Raw genomic sequence first — 15900 nt, 5'->3', positions numbered from 1 at the left:
CCTATCGTTTTCAAAATTGGTATCGATAATAGCGTTGCATCGATCGCTATAACTATAGTTAATCTATTTGTCTTATTTTTGTGGCACTTCGTGGCTTACGTCGTTCGTTAGTGTCTTAATAACCGTGAGCTTGGTGTTTTATTTCACTTAATAGTGCCTTTGAGTTTTCATGGCTTAATTGTGTTTACAGTGTCTTCATGATTTAGTGTTCGTAAAATCTAAAAAGGAATTTAGGGTCTTCGTGTTGCAAAACCGAATGGCAGTACGTGAGTCGCATCGAAGGAATTCAATAAAAGAGCGAACTCTGCAGAGATTTTATTATTACTGATCATCTCAATTTTGTACTGGTTCTGATTTTTCATAATATATTGTGTCACTTGCTTAAAGATCCCGATATTAAGCTAAATCGCCCGCACGCGGCCCACGTAAAAACACCGAAATACAATTTTCAGCACTACCATCGAAAGACCAACGTCCACATATGGCATAAGGTGGACCGGGGCGGGACAATGCTCGAGGACTGGAAAAGAACAACGGTCCGGCGCTGGAACGACGAAGACGCATTCAGGCGAGAGCATGGCCGGACCATAGAAGAAGTAGAAAAACAGCTAGAAAGGATGAGGCTGGCGTGCGGGCCCGGGATGGAGGGTATTCTGACCCCCTGAGGCCTGCTTATTTTAACAAAAGCTCGATCACAAAACATTGAACCGTTTTAGGAAACCCATCCAGTACAGGGCCTGCTCTTTTGAGTTTTCACGCATTTTAAGAATGACATCATCCTTTTCCTCTTTTTTCTCCTCTTTTTTCTCGATATCCCTCAGGGTAACGAGTGCCCGAAGAAGGCCGATGGCCTCGCAGAAATCTTTGATCGCCTGGTCTTCCGTGGTATCCCTGTATTTGATATTCGCCAGATCCTGCCGGTACTTTTCATTCAGCTTTTTTTCCAGGCTTAACAACAGCTCTAATTCGCTATCGGTCAGCTTATCTTTCTTAACGATGTTCCAGATGATCTCGTGGAGCGGTAATTTTTTCCCTTCAAGAACGATCTCGTCGGGCACCCAGGCCCCGACCCATTCCAGTAGCCGGGAGAGCTTAGCTTCTAGATGCTTACGCTCTTCATCCGTAAGCTTGCCTCCCGAAGGTATACCCGCATAGTTCAGCGGGCAGGAATTAGGCACATTCTCGTTCAAGGGACGACCTCATGGCCGAAGCGGTAGATGTAAGAGGCTTTTTTACTTATTAATATTTTTCATAAAATCTTACGCATATAAGCAATATAAGTCATAAAAATAACCATAAGGAGGCCATTATGGGATTATTATGGCTACTTTAATATTGACTCACGGGACTACGATGGCGTCTGCAGAGGGGCGCCGGCTCTGGATGCAGCACTGGAAAAGCGATGATAAACTCTATATAATGAGGCATTAATTCATAGGTAGGTGTAACTATGGTTATCGGAGTCACTATGATCACCGTCATACCCGGCGAGGAGAGGGCCGTCTACAACGTGCTCACCAAGATCGCCGGCGTCAGGGAGGTCTTCCACGTGTTCGGAGAGTACGACTTTATCGCCATCATCGACGTGGGGAGCCTGTCCGAGATCAACAAGACCGTCGACACGATTCGGGAAAACGATATGGTCACTTCGACTAAGACCATCATCGGTGCCGAGCTTTAGGCGCAAGCTGCTTAATTATTTTTAACATATTTACCGGGCAGAACCAAGCCCGCGAAGAGGCACAAGCCCGCGAAGACTATACGAGCGCAAAGGCCGCGAAGCGTACGCGAAGACCGCGAAGCTTCATTAAAAGATAGTTAATTTACTCATTTTAAATGTTAAAAATGCTATATTAATTCTTTAAGATAGTCTTCGCGGTCTTCGCGCCAGCTTAGCGGTCTTCGGGCTCGAAACAGTCTTCGCGGGCTTGTGCCTCTTCACGGGCTTATCCGGGCAAGTGAGAGGATAGAATTATTCAACATATTAACTCAATAACAACCAAATTAAACTGCCATACCTCATCAATTATTAAAGTTGGCTAAACACGAAAAAATATTTGAACCCTCAAATCAACCCATTAATCAGCAACCAATTACAAGGAAGGTGACAAATTGGTCAGTTTATTAATAAAACAGGTAGGGCTGGCAAAGAAAATAGACCCGGGGGCCGCCGTAAGGCAATGGAACGACTGGAAATGGCAGATGAGGCACGCGGTCCGGGACATACCCTCATTCGAGGAGCTCACTGGAGTACACTTCAACAGAGAAGAACGCAGGGAGCTCGAAAAGACCATCGAGCACTTTCCGCTCAACATAACTCCATACTATCTTTCGCTCATCGATACTGCGGACATGAAGAACGATCCGGTATATAAGCAGTGTTTTCCCTCGCCCGAGGAATTAAACGTCGAGAAGTGCGACATGGTCGACCCCCTGGCGGAAGAAGAGGACAGCCCGGTGCCAGGTATTACCCACAGGTACCCGGACCGGGTGCTTTTCCTCGTAAGCAACGTCTGCGCCATGTACTGCCGCCACTGCACAAGGAAGAGGAAAGTAGGCAACGTGGACTATATCCCGGACAGGGAGACGATCCTCAAGGGCATCGACTACATCCGGGATAACCCGTCCATTCGGGATGTGCTCCTCTCGGGCGGCGACCCGCTGATGTTACCTGACGACTACCTCGACTGGATATTAAGCGAGCTGGACAACATCCCGCACGTAGAGGTAGTACGCATCGGCACGAGAGTGCCAGTCGTGCTCCCCTGCCGCATTACCGATGATCTGGTGGAAATGCTGAAGGGCCACCACCCTCTGTGGATCAACACGCATTTCAACCACCCGAAGGAGGTGACGCCGGCATCCCGTGAAGCTTTGCGTAAGCTGGCCGATGCCGGCATTCCTCTGGGGAACCAGTGCGTCCTGCTGGCGGGCGTGAACGACTGCCCGCAGATAATGAAGAAGCTCTTCCAGAAACTGGTACAGAACCGTGTTAGGCCCTATTACATGTTCCAGTGCGACCTCTCGGAGGGCCTCTCACACTTCCGTACTTCGGTATCCAAGGGCATCGAGATCATCGAGAACTTGGTGGGGCACACGAGCGGATTCGCCGTGCCCACGTACGTCGTGGACGCTCCCGGCGGCGGAGGGAAGATACCCGTGATGCCCAACTACCTGATCTCAAGCGCCACGAACAAAGTCGTCATGAGAAACTACGAGGGCGTCATCACCACTTACACCGAGCCCGACGCCTATAAGGCGGCGAAGTGCGACGGCAACTGCCAGGCATGCCATCTACAGCACGACGATGTGAGCTCAGAAAACGAGGTCGGCATTGCCAGGCTCCTGTCCGACAGGGATGAGACCATATCGATCATACCTTCGAACAATAGGCGCATAGGGAGGCGATATGATGCGTGACATCATCATGAGGCTCGGGCAGTCCGTCGTCCAGCACGGCAACCACAATGACCGCATATACGTCATGCGGCTGGCCAAAGACGATATGCCCCGTATCGTGCACCGGCTCTACGACATGGCCCTGGAAAACTCGTACTCGAAGATATTCGTCAAGGTGCCCGGCTATGCCCTGGATACATTCATCAAGGCCGGCTACGGCATCGAAGCCTACGTGCCAGGCTTCTTCAACGGCATCGAGGGCGGCTACTTTATGGCGAAGTATACCGACTGGACCCGGTCCGTCGATAAGAGGAGCGGCCTGCTCGAGAACGTGCTCGCCGAAGCGAAAGCCTTCTCCGAATGGTTCAAGGTGCCGGCACTTAAGGAGCATTTCACCTTCCACACAGCGGATCCCGACGATGCGAAGGAGCTTGCCGGGCTCTACCGCCGGACCTTCAGCACATACCCGTTCCCGATCATGGACGCCGAATACATTAAGAAGTCTATGGGCGAGAACGTAAAGTACTACTTCATGTGCATGAAGGGCAGGATGGTGGGCGCAGCATCGGCAGAGATGGACCATGAGCAGAAGAACGTCGAGATGACGGACTTCGCCACGCTCGAGGGCCACAGGAGTAAAGGCATCTCGGCGTTCCTCCTGAAAAAGATGGAGGAGAGCATGGCAGCCGAGGGAATGAAGCTGTCCTATACCATCGCCCGGGCCACGTCTTATCCGATGAACAAGGTATTCTCGCGAGCTGGATACGCCTACGGCGGGAGGCTGGTGAATAATACGAACATTTGCGGCGCCTACGAGAGCATGAACGTCTGGTACAAGCCGCTGGGGGCCACTTAAGCCCTCAGCTTTTTCTCAGGTACCCGAATCGAGGAGAATAGGCTACTCCCGTCTCGACGAGCTTCTCCACCCACTTGTCGAACTTGAGGCGGTCGATGCCGCTGAAGGATATTTTTTTCCAGTACTCTTCGATGTCGATGTCGCCGTTTTCAGCGAGCTCTTCGAACGTATCCCTGAGGATGGCCTGCTGCCCCTTCTTTTTGGTCTTACGGGCCTCTTCGTCCATCTTCTCGTTGACCTTGCGCTTGTCTTCCATGTATCGCTGTTCCTGGACGTCCTCGCCAATGCGTTCCATGACGTCCCTGCCAATGCCGGGTAGCGCTTCTTCGAAGGCGGCCGTGTCGCCTGATATGCCGGCCACGACGGAGCCCCGGGCCGCCTGGGCTTCCTTGAAGTCGTCGGACGCGAAAAAGACCTTGAGCCGCGAGGCCTCCAGCCTCTTATTGCAGCTACGGCACGATACTGTCTTATGGCCGGGCTCCATGATGAAAGCGTTCTTGCAGTGGGGGCAAACGACGACGGCGAACTTCGGCATGGTCATAAAAATGGCCGGGCCAGTATAAAAAGCTTGACAGGGCGGGTTGAACCTATTAACCGGAAACATTTTATGTTCGTGAACATACGAAATAACTGTGAAACGTAAGATCATCAGTATCGACAATGAAAAATGCACGGGATGTGGCGAGTGCATCCCTGACTGCCCGGAGGGCGCCATTCAGCTCATCGAGGGGAAGGCGCGACTAATAAGCGACCTCTTCTGCGACGGCCTCGGCGCCTGCATCGGTACCTGCCCCCAAGGCGCTATCTGTGTCATTGAGCGAGAGGCCGAGCCCTATGATGAAAAGAAAGTAATGGAGAATATCGTGAAGCAGGGCATGCCCGTTATCAAGGCCCACCTCGAGCATCTTAAGGGTCACGGGCAGACTGACCTGTATGACCAGGCGGTCGAATACCTTAAGGAGCTTAAGATCCCCGTTCCTGGCAGTATGCACGGCGGCCACCCGAATTTCGGAGCTTGCCCGGGCTCTGCAGTGAGGAGCATCCCGCGGAAACTAACTACTCCAGGCCCGAAGCCTTCTGGAAATTCTGGGTCCGAGCTTCGACAATGGCCTATCCAGCTCAAGCTCCTGAATCCTGCGGCATCGTATTTTGATAATGCTGATCTGCTCATCACTGCGGACTGCGTTCCCTTCGCCTATGCGGAATTCCACGAAGAGTTCGTGCGTGGCCGCATCGTCATCATCTTCTGCCCGAAGCTGGATTCGGACATCGACGGTTATGTCGAGAAACTTGCAGATATCTTCTCCAGCCACACGATCAAATCCATCCTGGTCGCACACATGGAAGTTCCATGCTGCAGCGGCGTGCGCTATGTAGTTGATCGTGCACTTGAAAAGTCTGCGAAGAATATCCCGGTGAGCGAGAAGACGATCACGATACAGGGAGAAGTAGAGTAACTCATATCTTAAAGCGTGTATGCGCGCTCGCTGATTAGTTCGGTCGGTATCACGAACCTCTCAAAAGGAATTAACTCCCTAATTCTTTTTTATAATTTTACTCACGAAGCCTCTAAGCCTCGAACTCACCGTCAATGCCCGAACTCTCCAAGCCACAGGGCAGTGCTCGAATTCTCGAAGCCTCTAACCCGAAACGAAGGCTCTAAAGCACGAATGCACGTTTGAAACGCTAAACGATGGAGCACGAACACTCCAAAGCACGGCTAAACCGCTAACGGCACCAAGCCATTACAAACTGACCTAATGGGAAACGACCGGGCTTTTAGAGTGTTTGTGCATGGCTGTTTCGAGTTTCAAACGTGTTTTCGAGCTTTCGGGCTTTCCTTTCGGGTTGGAGCATTAGTGTAATTCGAGCACTGCCCTGTGGCTTGGAGAGTTCGGGCATTGACGGTGTTTTAGAGCATTAGAGGCTTCGTGAGTAAAATCTTAAAAAAAATTCGTGTTTTAATTCATTTAGTGATGTTTGTGATACCGACCGAACAAATCAGCGCCCATGGGAACACGGTATATTATACGCACTTACTCAGCATGAAATCGGCAAGTGCCTTGCTCTTCTCCACACTCGTCATCAGCGTATCGTAATGGTCCACCTCAAAATCGTAGCCCGAGAGGTCGGTCTTATCACGCTCATCCACGATGAGTATATCGACGATATCCTTGTAAAACTCTGCCACTCCCTTCGTTGAAGGCTCCAGTCCCCTGGCCTTCATGAGCTTTGCGGCCGGGCCGCTGATGGGTTGGTCGCCGATGAAGGGGCTGACGGCGATAACGAACTTGATCTGCAATGTCTCTCGCACGCCTTCTAAAGACAGAATGGGCCCGATGCTGGTGATAGGATTGCTGGGCCCGATGAATATATCATCCGAGGCGTTCAGGGCATCCATGACCTCGGGCGTGGGCAGCAATTGCCCCATAAGCCTTACTGCGGAGACATCAGGCTCGCCGTGCATGCCCACCCAGAAGTCCTGGAAGTGCATGTCGCCCAGGGGCGTACTGATAACGGACGTTATATCGTATTCGCTCATGGGCAGGACGTTCATCTTTATCTGGAAAACGTTACATAGGTCCTTAGTGGCTTCAGTCAGCGTGCTGCCGCTGTTGATCACATCGGTACGGTAGATGCAGGTGGCCCGGTCCCGGTCGCCGAGCATGATCTCCTCGAAATAGCCCATCTCCTCGAGAGCCTTGAACGTGTTGAAAGTATCGCCCTTGATCCCCCACCATTTCTTGTCGTCGATGATGCCAGCGACAGTATACATGACCGAGTCGACGTCCGGCGTTACCTTGTTGCCGGAGACCCACACGTCCTCCGCCGTGTTCACGATGACCGAGATGTCTTCGCTGTCCTTGAAGCCCCTCAGTAGCTTGGGGGTTCCCGTGCCGCCAGATAAGATGGATAACATAACAGCAGATATCTAGGCGCCCTTTCTAAATAAGGATTTAGAATCGGGCCGAAGGACAAGTTTATCATTAACGGCGCCTACTAAGATGTATTAAAATAAAACAAGCATGAGCATGCCTATGAGTCCCATTAGAGACCCCATACACGGTTACATCGAAATTTCACCTCACATTGAAAAGTTGCTCGACACGCGCATAGTGCAGCGCCTCCGCAACGTCAAGCAGCTCGGCTGGACGAACCTCGTCTACCCGGGAGCCAACCACACTCGGTTTGAGCACTCCCTTGGCACCTATTATCTCGCAAGCAGGCTGGGCTCCGAGCTTTCCGAGGAAGAACGCCGGGAGATCGAGATCGCGGCGCTGCTCCACGACATCGGCCACGGCCCCTATTCCCACGACAGCGAGGACATTATCGAGGAGTACACCCGCCGCAAGCACGACGATGTCTTATTCTTACTGGAAAATCCCGAGATCGCTACTATCCTGGACGAGTACGGCATCAAGCCCTCGGCCATATCGAGCCACATCCAGGGGAAAACGAAGGTCGGGCAGATCATCACGGGCTCGCTAGACGTGGACCGGATGGACTACCTCATCCGCGATTCCTATTACACGGGCGTCGCCTACGGCATCGTCGACTACGAGCACCTCTTGCGGAACATCCGCTTCTACGACAACAACATCGTCCTGTACTACCGGGGCCTCAAATCCGCCGAATCGCTGCTGATGTCCCGGTTTTTAATGTATCCCTCCGTATACGACCACCACGTCGGGCGCATCGCGGGCTCCATGTTCGTCCACGGCATCGACGCCGCCATCAGCGAGGGAGACATGAACGCCTTCGAGCTACAGCTCATGGACGATTACGAGCTCAACGAGCGCATGAGGCACTTCAACAAATATTCGGCAGAAATGATCGGCCGCCTGAACTCGCGGAACCTCTTCAAGAGGGCGCTGTACGTCGGATTCGATTCCGTCGACAGGAGCATCGTCCGCTACACCAGGATACATAAGGATATCGAGCGCGAGATCGCCCGCATGGCGGGCATCGACAGCGGCTACGTGCTCATCGACATCCCGAAGATACCCGACTTCAGGGAGCGCAACGCCACGGTGCTCATGGAAAATGACCAGTTGAAATATTTGGACGACGTGTCAAATCTAGTGAAGATCATGGAAGAGTCCTATTCGAGCGACTGGCGCATGGGTGTTTACACGCTGCCCGAATACCGGGAGAAGGTCGGCCGCATCGCCAGGGATTACTTTAACGTTGAAAAGGTGCCGAAGCAGAGTAAGCTCGAGGTCGTTTGATGGAGCGGCTGTTCTCGAACTCATCGGGCCGCATTGCGGTGTCCCTGAAAGCGGTCGACGTGGGCGACGACCTGCTCGTGGCCATCACGGGCGGTAAGGCGCATATCGGGGCCGTGGCGGTCGGAATAAAGTCCGAAGGAGTCGCCACATCCTCAGTCATCACAGTCCCGGCGCACAGGGAAGACCGCGTAGTAAAGGGCGCAGCGGAAAAATTGGCAAAAAAGCTAAACAAAACAGTCGTTATCGTGGCAGGCATACATTACGATAATATCACGAAAGAAGAAATAGATGAAACGCTGAGGCTCTGCGACGAGCTGATAAGCGCACTGGCGGGTGAACTATGCAAAAAAGACTGATCATCGCGATGACCGGCGCCAGCGGGGTGCAGTACGGCATCCGGCTGTTAGAGGTCCTAGAGGGCAACGAGGAGACGCACCTGGTGCTTTCGCAGGAGGCACGGGAACTGGTCGAGATCGAGACGGACACGAGCGTGAGCTCGCTGCTGAAGAAAGCTACTTTCCATTATGAGGATAACGACTTTTTATCGCCCATCGCGAGCGGCTCATACCGCTGGGACGCCATGGTCATCGTGCCCTGCACCATGAAGACGATGGCCGGGGTGGCGAACGGCTACGCGGACACCCTCATCGGCCGTGCCGCGGACGTAACGCTCAAGGAGGGCCGCAAGCTCATCATCGTGCCCCGCGAAATGCCCCTCAACCTCATTCATCTCGAGAACATGGTAAAGCTAAAGCAGGCGGGGGCCGTGATCATGCCGGCAAGCCCCGGGTTCTACAACAAGCCAAAGACGATCGACGATCTGGTCGACAACGTCGTCGGGCGGATCCTGGATCAGCTAGGCATCGATAACGACGTGTACCAGCGCTGGGGCCAGAAGCAGAAAAAGCAGGACGTATTACCCTCCACACCACATAAGATACGGTAAAGCCATAAGCTCAAAACCGCCAGCATGTTATCGGCTCGTACAAGAAAGCAAACGTTTATGGGCACTCGAGCCAATAACGGATATTAACGAGGGGGCGCAAATGTGCATCATGATACTGGAGCGGTAGCTACAGGCATTTTTAAAGGTATCAAGAAACACTGGAACCCGCTCGTCAATGATGCCAATATTCTGGTGAACGTCGAGGGGACGTTGATCAAAGTGCCCATCGATAGACGACAGATCCCGTTCTTAGAAAAAGAATACGGGATCGGGGCTACGGTCGAAATTTATTTTGACGGCGTCTGGCGCATTAAAAGCCGGCCCGTCGATACGAATGAATATGTTTTACCGATCGATGAGCGCTCGATATTTTAGTGGTTGTGGCCTATTTTTTAGAAATATAGTATAACACCAGGAACAGGCAGATCACGATGAACGACATCAGAGAAACGAGATATATTTTCATATCGTTGCCCATGTTATCATAAACATAGTGTATCCGCTCCACTGCGTTCTGGCCGAAAATGGGCCTGATCAATAGTTCGCCCTGGAATAAGAAGTAATCCCCGATGAGCGAAAAAATGATGATGAGCATGAGGGCGAGTGCCTCATAGCTGATGAGAGTCTTCGAAGCCGTCCCGCCCATGGCATTTTGAAATAGCCAGAGCAGGACTATGATGCACCCTACTACGACGAGTAAGGCTATAGCCTGATATAGCTCGATATGTTTTGCCCCCTTTTCCCGGGTGGCCGGGAAGATACCGGGCCACTACGGAATTTTTATTAATTATATATAACAAGCGCTTGATAAATATTTCGATTGATTACCCTAAAACCACCAGTTTTTTCTAAAATAGATAGAAATATTTCGATTTATGACGTATTATCGAATAAATTATTCCATATGCCTGCAGGCCGGGCAATCCGGGTTCTTATCGATACAGATCTCGTGGAACTCCATGTACTCGCCGTCGTAGACGAGCAGCCGGTTGAGCAGCGGCTCGCCTGTGCCAAGGATGACCTTAACGGCCTCAGTGACCTGCAGCGTGCCCAGCACGCCCGCCGTGGCCCCGAGAACGGGGAACTTCTCCTTAGGGGGGGCATTCGGGAAGATGCACTCCAGGCATGGCGTCTTTCCCGGGACGAGCGTCGTCAGGCGGCCCTCCATGCCCCAGATGGAGGCGTGTATGAACGGTATTCCGTGTTTTAGCGACGCCCGGTTGAGCATGTACCGGGCGGGGAAGTTGTCCATGGCGTCCATGATGATGTCGCAGCCTTCCGTCAGCTCATAGACGTTATCCCCGGTGATCTCCATGTTCAGGGGAGTAAGCTCGATCTCCGGGTTGAGCCGGGAGAGCTTCTCGTAAGCGCTTTTCACCTTAAGCTCCCCGATATTCTCGTCCCAGTGAAGGATCTGGCGGTTCAAATTGCTCAGGTCGACGACATCCATGTCCACAAGAACGAGGTGACCGAACCCTGCAGCGGCCAGGTAGTAAGCGATTGGACTCCCCAGGCCTCCGCATCCCGCCACAAAAACCCGCGTATTCTTAAGCTTCTTTTGCCCTTCCTCGCCGAATCCCCGGAGAATTATCTGTCTGTCGTATCTTTTGAGGTCATAATCGTTAAGCTCTCGCTGCGGCATACTCAATAATTGTACGGCGTGATGGATAATATTAATGTTGATTAATTCAGCGTTTGTATCCCTTTATGCCGATATCAACAGATTTAAATAGAAAAAATGTATGTACACTGTTGCAAAACTCGCCAACGTGGCAGAGCGGCCATGCAATTGCCTGCAGAGCAATCCTAATCCGGTTCGACTCCGGACGTTGGCTCTCATTTTTTCTTCTTTCCCACTAAGCCAAAGCTATTTTATTTATCGTTATATAGACCTAAAAATATTAATATAATTTATACTAATCTCTTTTAGCATGTAATTATGAGTCTGGATAATAGTCCCGCCCGCCAATCCGATGCCTGTAAGGCAAAAGAGCAGCTTTTAGCTGAGCAGCGGCAGGGGGCGCAGGCTTTAGTGAAGACCGCGGATGCGGATAAATATCATTTTCTTTTCGACAGCATCCAGGATATCGCCTATTTTCTCCGCCTCGACGGCAGCATCATCGAAGTCAACGACGCGGCCGTCAGGGCCTACGGGTACTCCAGGGACGAGCTCCCGTCCATGAACATCGCCATGCTGCGGACCGATGAAGAACGAAAAAAATTGCCGGGCATGCTGGAGCGGTGCTACAAGTATGGCTGCGTATACCAGACGGTACACCGGCGAAAGGATGGGAGCACGTTCCCGCTGGAGGTCAACTCACGAGGCATCATCCTCGACGGGGAAAAAGCGATCGTCGGTATCGCGAGGGATATCACCGAGCGCCAGAGGGCGGCAGATTCGCTCCGTAAAAGCCAGGCGCTCCTGAACAATATTTTCAACTGTATACAGGACGGCCTCACAGTCCTCGATATAGACCTGAACGTCGTACGGCATAACCCGACCATTGAAAAGTGGCACGGCAGGGACCTCGTGGGGAAAAAATGCTATCGGCTCTTCCATGGGCGAAACGAGCCATGCGAGAACTGCCCGAGCATCCGGGCGGTCCGGGAAAAAAGCATGCAGCGCGAGGTCGTGCACGACCTCATCGGGTGGAAGGAGCTTTACGCCTACCCGCTGGTCAATGACGACGGGGACGTGGCGGGCACCGTCGAGCAGGTCCGGGACATCACTGACCGCATACAGGCCGATAGCATCTTACGAAATGCGATGGCCGAGAGCGAGCTGTACGTGGACCTTATGGGCCACGATATCAATAACATGAACCAGATCACCCTGGGGTTCATGGAGCTAGCCCGCAACATCATCGAGTACGAAGGCAAACTGACCTCCGACAATCTCTATTTACTGGATAAGGCCATGGATTCCATCAAGAACAGCTCCCTGCTCATCGATAACGTGCGGAAGATCCAGCGGGAGAAGCGGGGCCTGTACGAGCCCAGGATCATGGACGTCAGCACGGTATTAAGCGATGTAGTGGAACAGCACCTGGATACTCCCGGCAGGCGCGTGAGGATCGATTTTACTCCCGTGAAAGGCTTCACGGTCAAGGCCAACGACCTTCTCAAGGACGTATTCATTAACCTGGTGGGCAACGCGATTAAGCACTCCACGGGGGACCTGACGATCAATATCAGCTTATACCGGGTCGTGAAGGCCGGAAAGGAATACGTGGGCGTCTCCGTCGAGGATAACGGCCCCGGCATCACGGACCAGATGAAGCAGACCCTGCTGGAGCTCGACCTCACGCATACGAAGTCGAGGGGCAAGGGCTTCGGCCTCTGCCTCATTAAAATGCTCCTGGAGGACTTTAACGGCGAATTCTGGGTCGAGGACCGCGTAAACGGGGACTTTTCGAAGGGCGCCCGGTTCGTGGTAACGCTTCCCATAGCAAACCGATAGATTTAATATTTTATCGCGTCGGTATTATACGGCGCCGAATAACAAAATATATCAACGAAACGGGCGTTTTCTGACAATATAGCGTTCATCGAGGAGTTCGGACAATGGGTCTACGAGAATTTTTAGACTGGCTGAAAAAAGAAGGGAACCTGCAGGAGATCAACAAGCCGATATCGCCTATATTCGAGGCGCCGAGGTACGCGTACCAGGACCGGCGCCCGGTCCTGTTCAACGACTGCAACGGCATGCGGGCAGCCATGAACGTCATGAACTCCCGGGAGACGTTCGCCCGGGCCCTGGGCGTCTCGCCCGATAACATCATCAACAAGCTGACTTCAACCGGTTATAACGGCGAGGTCAAACACGTCGATCATTCGCCGATGTTCGAGGTCAAGTCAAAAGCTAATCTATCCCGGCTCCCGATCATGAAGCACTTCAAGAAGGACGGCGGCGCGTACATCACGGCCGGCATCGTCGTCTCGAAGTATAAGGACATGTATAACGCTTCCATTCACCGGCTCATGGTCGTCAACGATAATACGCTGGCCGCCAGGCTTGTGCCTCCCCGCCATACCTACGTCATGCAGAAGGAGGCTGCGGCTAAGAATGAGCCATTGCCTGTGGGCATTGTCATTGGTGTAGACCCGGTCACCGTGTTCGCCGCCTCCACGAGGGTCCCGCCGAAAAGGGAATGGGAATACGCGGCCGCCCTCAAGGGAGAGCCTCTCGAACTGGTCACGCTGGACAACGGGGTGGAAGTCCCCCACGGAGAGATAGTCCTGGAAGGCTACATCGACCCCTCTGAAAAGGTCAAGGAAGGCCCCTTCGTCGATATCACCGGCTCCTACGACCATATCCGGCCCGAGCCTGTCATCCATTTAAACAACATGATGATGAGGAAAGACCCCATCTACCATGGCATCCTGCCCGGGGGCAACGAGCACAAGCTCCTCATGGGCGTGCCCTACGAGCCTTTAATATACAATGCCGTGGCCAACGTCACGAAAGTCAAGAATGTCGTCCTGACCGAGGGCGGATGCTGCTACCTGCACGCCATCGTCCAGATCGAGAAGCAGACCGAGGGCGACGGCAAGAACGCCATCATGGCCGCCTTCGCGGCCCACACGAGCCTCAAGCACGTCGTTGTGGTCGACACCGACATCAACATCTTCGACACGGCGGACGTCGAATACGCCATCGCCACCCGCACCAAGGCCGACAGGGACGTGATGATCGTCTCCAACGTCAGGGGGAGCTCGCTTGACCCCGTGTCCGAGGACAACATCACCAGCAAGATGGGCATCGACGCCACCAAGCCCCTGAAGGCCAGCGATAAATACGAAAGGGCTAAGATATAATAGCGCCTTTGTACTCCGGCGGAAGCATACCATGGAGCAGCTATTAGCCTTTATCTTAGCCATACTACCCATTCTCTTCATCTTCGCCGGGCTGGTTTTCTTTAAAAAGTCCGGCACCTACATGGGCATCGCCGGCTGGGCCCTTACCGTCGCCATCGCCGTTCTTTTTTTTGGCACTTCCCTGGACGTCGCCCTGCGGGCATCCTTCGCGGGCATCCTGTCCTCGTTCGGCATCTCGCTCATGGTACTGTTCACCATCTTACAGGTGACGATGATGGACATGACGGGGGCGATAAAGCGCATCACTGGGTTCATCAAGACCATCGCCGCGGAGAAGTACGAGCAGGTCATGATCCTCAACGTGGGCCTGGGCTCCCTGCTGGTGTCCATCGGCGCCACGCCCGTCACCATGCTGCCGCCCATCATGATCGCCCTGGGATTTTCCCCGCTGGCGGCCGTAGCGCTGCCCTGCCTGGGCTACGACCCGCTCACGTCGTTCTCGCTGCTCGCCGTGCCCATCACGCTCCCCGCCCAGGCCTTCGGCCTGGACCTTGGCCTGCTCTCGTCCAATATTTCCATTTTCCTGCCCGTCGTATCGACCGGGCTGGCCCTGGGCATGCTCTGGGTCGCCGAAGGCTTCGACGGCGTCCGGAAGGGATTCGTGCCGGCCGTCGTGGCCGGCCTGACGCTGGGCATCTCGGCCATCGTCTTCGTCAGGCTTCTGCCCTATATCGGGGTAGAGTTCGTCCAGCTTGTCGGCGTGTTCTCCGGCCTCATGGCCATCATCGCCCTGTTCTCGCTGAGGCTCGTCAGCGGCAAGCCCATCATCATCAAAGCGGCCTCAGATAGCACCATATCGCCCGACGGCGGCGCACGGATGCCGCTGCGGAATGCGCTGCTCCCGTGGGGGCTGCTGATAGCGTTCTGTATCCTGATCAGCATACCTTTCATTTCCACCATGCTCCACGGCATACCCGGAGGCCTGAACAAGGTCGCCGTCTACTCGAACAAGGTCATCGACCTGAAGGTCCTGAACCAGGCGTACTTCTGGGTGCTGGTAAGCACGGTCATCTCGGCCCCGTTTTTAGTTAAATCGAAAAGCCAGGCACGGGAAGTCCTTAAAGTGTGGGCCCGCCGGGCCTGGAGCCCCACGCTGGCGGCCGCAGTCTTCTTCGCCATCGCCTATGTGATGGACTATTCGGCGCAGTCGGTCGTCGACGGTGCTCTGGCATTCGCTACCGGGGCCATAGACCTTAATATGAACGCGGTCATAGGCCTGAGCCTTGCGGCGTTCTTCGGCGCCTCCGCATTCCCTGCCGTGAGCCCGCTGCTGGGGCTGTTCGGCTGCTTCGTATCGGGCAGCGAGGCGTCGTCGAACGTGATGTTCCACGGCATCCTGAAAAAGTCGACCGATGTCCTGGACATCGACTTCATGAAGGTCTACGCCGCCCACGCCGTCTCGGGCGGCATCGCATCGGGCATATCGCCCGCCAAGATCGTGAACGCCGCCGCCGTCATCGACCGGCTCGGCATCGAGGGCGAGGTCATCCGCAAGTCGGCCGTCGTCTCTATTCTCCTGACGCTTATCGTGGGAGCGATCCTCTTCGTCTGGATCGCCCTATAATTTTTTTAACGCCGCAATACAGACAAAA

General features: G+C 53.6%; 17 protein-coding genes. 12 read left to right on the top strand and 5 right to left on the bottom strand.

The window, feature by feature from the left end; genetic code table 11:
* Positions 1–377: 377 nt before the first annotated feature.
* On the top strand, positions 378–665 hold the full coding sequence (locus MCP_RS09715; RefSeq protein ID WP_128567147.1) for a hypothetical protein: 288 nt from the start codon (positions 378–380) through the stop codon (positions 663–665).
* Between the two features lie 27 nt (positions 666–692).
* On the opposite strand, the gene MCP_RS09710 is transcribed toward MCP_RS09715, so the two are convergent.
* Positions 693–1190, bottom strand: coding sequence for a DUF5788 family protein (locus MCP_RS09710; RefSeq protein WP_012900670.1), 498 nt, complete (start codon positions 1188–1190; stop codon positions 693–695).
* Between the two features lie 260 nt (positions 1191–1450).
* On the opposite strand from MCP_RS09710, the gene MCP_RS09705 reads away from it, so the two are divergent.
* The 3 genes from MCP_RS09705 to ablB all read left to right on the top strand — a co-directional run bounded on the left by MCP_RS09705 (position 1451) and on the right by ablB (position 4255).
* On the top strand, positions 1451–1681 hold the full coding sequence (locus MCP_RS09705; RefSeq protein ID WP_012900669.1) for an Lrp/AsnC ligand binding domain-containing protein: 231 nt from the start codon (positions 1451–1453) through the stop codon (positions 1679–1681).
* A gap of 431 nt (positions 1682–2112) precedes the next feature.
* Positions 2113–3420: a lysine 2,3-aminomutase gene (ablA, locus tag MCP_RS09700; RefSeq protein ID WP_012900668.1), complete on the top strand. Its 1308-nt coding sequence runs from the start codon at positions 2113–2115 to the stop codon at positions 3418–3420.
* On the top strand, positions 3410–4255 hold the full coding sequence (gene ablB / locus MCP_RS09695) for a putative beta-lysine N-acetyltransferase (RefSeq protein WP_012900667.1): 846 nt from the start codon (positions 3410–3412) through the stop codon (positions 4253–4255). Before ablA ends, ablB begins: the two co-directional genes overlap by 11 nt.
* A gap of 4 nt (positions 4256–4259) precedes the next feature.
* Here ablB and MCP_RS09690 read toward each other — a convergent pair whose 3' ends face one another.
* Positions 4260–4790 carry a DUF5817 domain-containing protein gene (locus MCP_RS09690; RefSeq protein WP_012900666.1) on the bottom strand — a complete coding sequence of 177 codons (531 nt, stop codon included), beginning with the start codon at positions 4788–4790 and terminating at the stop codon, positions 4260–4262.
* Between the two features lie 97 nt (positions 4791–4887).
* On the opposite strand from MCP_RS09690, the gene MCP_RS09685 reads away from it, so the two are divergent.
* A complete protein-coding gene (locus tag MCP_RS09685; protein WP_012900665.1) occupies positions 4888–5712 on the top strand; it encodes an ATP-binding protein in 825 nt (274 codons plus the stop codon).
* Between the two features lie 569 nt (positions 5713–6281).
* On the opposite strand, the gene cofD is transcribed toward MCP_RS09685, so the two are convergent.
* On the bottom strand, positions 6282–7175 hold the full coding sequence (gene cofD, locus MCP_RS09680; protein WP_012900664.1) for a 2-phospho-L-lactate transferase: 894 nt from the start codon (positions 7173–7175) through the stop codon (positions 6282–6284).
* 118 nt (positions 7176–7293) lie between these two features.
* Here cofD and MCP_RS09675 point away from each other — a divergent pair, with 118 nt between their 5' ends.
* The 4 genes from MCP_RS09675 to MCP_RS09660 all read left to right on the top strand — a co-directional run bounded on the left by MCP_RS09675 (position 7294) and on the right by MCP_RS09660 (position 9805).
* Positions 7294–8484, top strand: coding sequence for an HD domain-containing protein (locus MCP_RS09675; protein ID WP_012900663.1), 1191 nt, complete (start codon positions 7294–7296; stop codon positions 8482–8484).
* Positions 8484–8840, top strand: coding sequence for a hypothetical protein (locus tag MCP_RS09670; protein ID WP_012900662.1), 357 nt, complete (start codon positions 8484–8486; stop codon positions 8838–8840). Before MCP_RS09675 ends, MCP_RS09670 begins: the two co-directional genes overlap by 1 nt.
* Positions 8825–9430 (top strand): UbiX family flavin prenyltransferase, encoded by a 606-nt coding sequence (locus MCP_RS09665; RefSeq protein WP_012900661.1) that lies wholly within the window; start codon positions 8825–8827, stop codon positions 9428–9430. The genes MCP_RS09670 and MCP_RS09665 overlap by 16 nt, the downstream gene beginning before the upstream one ends.
* A 102-nt stretch (positions 9431–9532) precedes the next feature.
* Complete coding sequence (locus tag MCP_RS09660; RefSeq protein WP_012900660.1) at positions 9533–9805, top strand: hypothetical protein; 273 nt, start codon at positions 9533–9535, stop codon at positions 9803–9805.
* Positions 9806–9815: 10 nt separating this feature from the next.
* Here MCP_RS09660 and MCP_RS09655 read toward each other — a convergent pair whose 3' ends face one another.
* Together MCP_RS09655 and MCP_RS09650 are read right to left on the bottom strand one after the other, a co-directional pair.
* Positions 9816–10076, bottom strand: a complete 261-nt coding sequence (locus MCP_RS09655) for a hypothetical protein (RefSeq protein WP_012900659.1) — start codon at positions 10074–10076, stop codon at positions 9816–9818.
* 249 nt (positions 10077–10325) lie between these two features.
* Positions 10326–11072: a HesA/MoeB/ThiF family protein gene (locus MCP_RS09650; RefSeq protein WP_012900658.1), complete on the bottom strand. Its 747-nt coding sequence runs from the start codon at positions 11070–11072 to the stop codon at positions 10326–10328.
* A gap of 297 nt (positions 11073–11369) precedes the next feature.
* On the opposite strand from MCP_RS09650, the gene MCP_RS09645 reads away from it, so the two are divergent.
* The 3 genes from MCP_RS09645 to MCP_RS09635 all read left to right on the top strand — a co-directional run bounded on the left by MCP_RS09645 (position 11370) and on the right by MCP_RS09635 (position 15872).
* A complete protein-coding gene (locus tag MCP_RS09645) occupies positions 11370–12890 on the top strand; it encodes a PAS domain S-box protein (RefSeq protein ID WP_128567146.1) in 1521 nt (506 codons plus the stop codon).
* 104 nt (positions 12891–12994) lie between these two features.
* The gene (locus tag MCP_RS09640; RefSeq protein WP_012900656.1) at positions 12995–14248 is read left to right on the top strand and encodes a UbiD family decarboxylase; all 1254 of its coding nucleotides are present in this window, start codon (positions 12995–12997) and stop codon (positions 14246–14248) included.
* Between the two features lie 31 nt (positions 14249–14279).
* Complete coding sequence (locus tag MCP_RS09635; RefSeq protein WP_012900655.1) at positions 14280–15872, top strand: L-lactate permease; 1593 nt, start codon at positions 14280–14282, stop codon at positions 15870–15872.
* Positions 15873–15900: the final 28 nt, after the last annotated feature.

The sequence above is a fragment of the Methanocella paludicola SANAE genome (assembly GCF_000011005.1).
GTDB classification, from domain to species: domain Archaea; phylum Halobacteriota; class Methanocellia; order Methanocellales; family Methanocellaceae; genus Methanocella; species Methanocella paludicola.
Note: the sequence above shows the minus strand (reverse complement) of the source record. Positions and strands in the feature narration are given on the sequence as shown.

Coding starts and splice junctions, on each gene's coding strand:
- MCP_RS09645 (WP_128567146.1), top strand. CDS start 11,370: ATGAGTCTGGATAATAGTCCCGCCCGCCAATCCGATGCCTGTAAGGCA.
- MCP_RS09665 (WP_012900661.1), top strand. CDS start 8,825: ATGCAAAAAAGACTGATCATCGCGATGACCGGCGCCAGCGGGGTGCAG.
- MCP_RS09690 (WP_012900666.1), bottom strand. CDS start 4,790: ATGCCGAAGTTCGCCGTCGTCGTTTGCCCCCACTGCAAGAACGCTTTC.
- MCP_RS09670 (WP_012900662.1), top strand. CDS start 8,484: ATGGAGCGGCTGTTCTCGAACTCATCGGGCCGCATTGCGGTGTCCCTG.
- MCP_RS09675 (WP_012900663.1), top strand. CDS start 7,294: ATGAGTCCCATTAGAGACCCCATACACGGTTACATCGAAATTTCACCT.
- MCP_RS09650 (WP_012900658.1), bottom strand. CDS start 11,072: ATGCCGCAGCGAGAGCTTAACGATTATGACCTCAAAAGATACGACAGA.
- MCP_RS09640 (WP_012900656.1), top strand. CDS start 12,995: ATGGGTCTACGAGAATTTTTAGACTGGCTGAAAAAAGAAGGGAACCTG.
- MCP_RS09705 (WP_012900669.1), top strand. CDS start 1,451: ATGGTTATCGGAGTCACTATGATCACCGTCATACCCGGCGAGGAGAGG.
- ablB (WP_012900667.1), top strand. CDS start 3,410: ATGATGCGTGACATCATCATGAGGCTCGGGCAGTCCGTCGTCCAGCAC.
- MCP_RS09655 (WP_012900659.1), bottom strand. CDS start 10,076: ATGGGCGGGACGGCTTCGAAGACTCTCATCAGCTATGAGGCACTCGCC.
- cofD (WP_012900664.1), bottom strand. CDS start 7,175: ATGTTATCCATCTTATCTGGCGGCACGGGAACCCCCAAGCTACTGAGG.
- MCP_RS09635 (WP_012900655.1), top strand. CDS start 14,280: ATGGAGCAGCTATTAGCCTTTATCTTAGCCATACTACCCATTCTCTTC.